General features: G+C 43.5%; 2 protein-coding genes. Both read right to left on the bottom strand.

What is annotated here, in order from left to right:
* Positions 1–812: putative capsular polysaccharide synthesis family protein (locus R7E00_RS22590; protein WP_274026200.1), on the bottom strand; the 812-nt coding region annotated here is incomplete at its 3' end.
* The coding region (locus R7E00_RS22585; protein WP_318124490.1) for a polysaccharide biosynthesis tyrosine autokinase at positions 790–1,911 on the bottom strand (1,122 nt) is incomplete at its 5' end. The genes R7E00_RS22585 and R7E00_RS22590, both read right to left, overlap by 23 nt.

The raw sequence follows: 1,911 nt of genomic DNA, 5'->3' as shown, positions 1-1,911 counted from the left end.
CAGTGCGCCATTTGATACTTTTGTTTGAGTTCGGAAATTTCACTTGAAGTAAAAAAGTGGGTCGTCAATTTGGATGACAACATTTCCTCAATAAACTCAGGTTTAGGTTGATAGCTGTTTTTGAACTCATTGATCAGCGAGGAGTACCATTTGTTGTTTGATTGGTTGTCGTGGACCACATCAACTGGATATCCGAGAAAATCGCCAACGGTAGCTGGTGATTGCTTCAGCTTGTCACTTCGGATTACGAGCAGAGAAAAGTTGCCTTGTTGGTAGGTTTGGCAACCAGCTTCATGATCGAACGGTTTATTGAACACGTCGATCCCTGTTAGCGTTTTGATTTCATTATCAAACCACTCCAAAGGGTAGTGGTGATTCATGTGCTCTTCGAAAGCTTCTTGCAACAATTGCGGACGCTCAGAGCGAATTGCACTGTCGTCATTTAGGTATTTTTCTGCCATCCAGAAAGGTAACGATTGAAAGAACATCGAGATATTTCTACCAATCGGCTCTCTCACCAATGAGATGATGCGCACGTCTTGTTTACGTTTGAGCATGTGGCTCATAACGCTTCGCTTGAGCAGACGTTTTACATAATGCTTGTTTGGTTGATGCAGCTTCGCTCTCACTGGAGAGATCTGCTTGTTAGCATCAATCGCCATAAGGTCATGCAAATGAATCGAGTTAGGAATCGACTTTTCTAACGCACTCGAGCCGACTTTACCCATTTGATATATCAGCACCGGGCGTTCTTGGCTTTTTAATATCTGATACCAAGACGCATGTGGATTAGTAGGCGTATTTCTGGACATATAAAGTCTCTCCTTCCTTAGCTTTTGCTTGAGTGATAAGCACGCCAAGAGACGGTATCGAGTGTTGTATTTGTTTAGATAGCGCGACATTAACCAGTGATGCTTTGGTGGACTCGGAACGAATCACTGTGATGAGTCCGTTCGCATATTGGCCTAAGATGAGCGCATCACTGACCGACAACAGTGGTGGTGTATCGATGATGATGCGATCGTATTTATCTTGAAAATGGTCCAGTAGTTTTTTGAAGCGATTGGATGCCAGCAACTCTTGTGGGTTGGGTGGAATCAGCCCAGCAGGTAGTACATCTAAATTGGCGTCATCGATGCGAACGATACAATCTTTTATTGCGGTATCCATCGTCAATATGTTGGTTAAACCTGGCTGGGACTCAGGAATATTGAATCGTTTGGCTAAAGATGGACGACGCAAGTCGCAGTCGATAATCAACACTTTCTCCATAGTCGAGAAGGACACCGCCATATTGATGCTGGTGGAGGTTTTGCCTTCCTCTGGAATCGCTGAAGTAAAAGGTAAGATCTTTTGCTTAGTGTTGGTCAGCCTTAATAGCAACGACGTTCGAACAGAGCGACAAGCTTCGCTAAAGAGTTTTTCATCTTTATCTAAGTAGGCGGTATAACTTACCCCATTTTTTCGCAGGGTACGTTTTTTCACCATTGGGATAACCCCCAAGCATGTCACGCCTAGCTTATCTTGAACATCGTTTGAAGTGCGGATGACTTCTCGCAACGTTTCTAAAATGATCGCCAATGCACAAGCGATAGCAAAACCGAAGAATGTGGCGATAAGCACCAGTTTCATTCGTTGTGGCGCGACAGGAAACAGTGGAATGATCGCTTTATCAGTAAAGCGAGCGGTCACATTTTTGTAATCGCTAGTAGCGCTGGTTTCTTTTTCTCGATTTAAGAAAGCTTCGTAAAGATCTTTGTTTGACTCTACTTCTCGTTTCAATTGCTCATAGCGAGCCTTTTGCGAACCCAATGATTGGAAATCTGATTTTTTTCTGTCCAGTTCTTCGCGCAACATGTCTTCTTGAGCTTTCGCTGCAAGTAAGTCTTGTTGCTTACTAAAAGAGATTTC

Source organism: Vibrio sp. Vb1755 (assembly GCF_033338635.1).
In the GTDB taxonomy this organism is placed as follows: Bacteria; Pseudomonadota; Gammaproteobacteria; order Enterobacterales; family Vibrionaceae; genus Vibrio; species Vibrio alginolyticus.
This window is presented reverse-complemented; position numbering and strand designations above follow the sequence as displayed.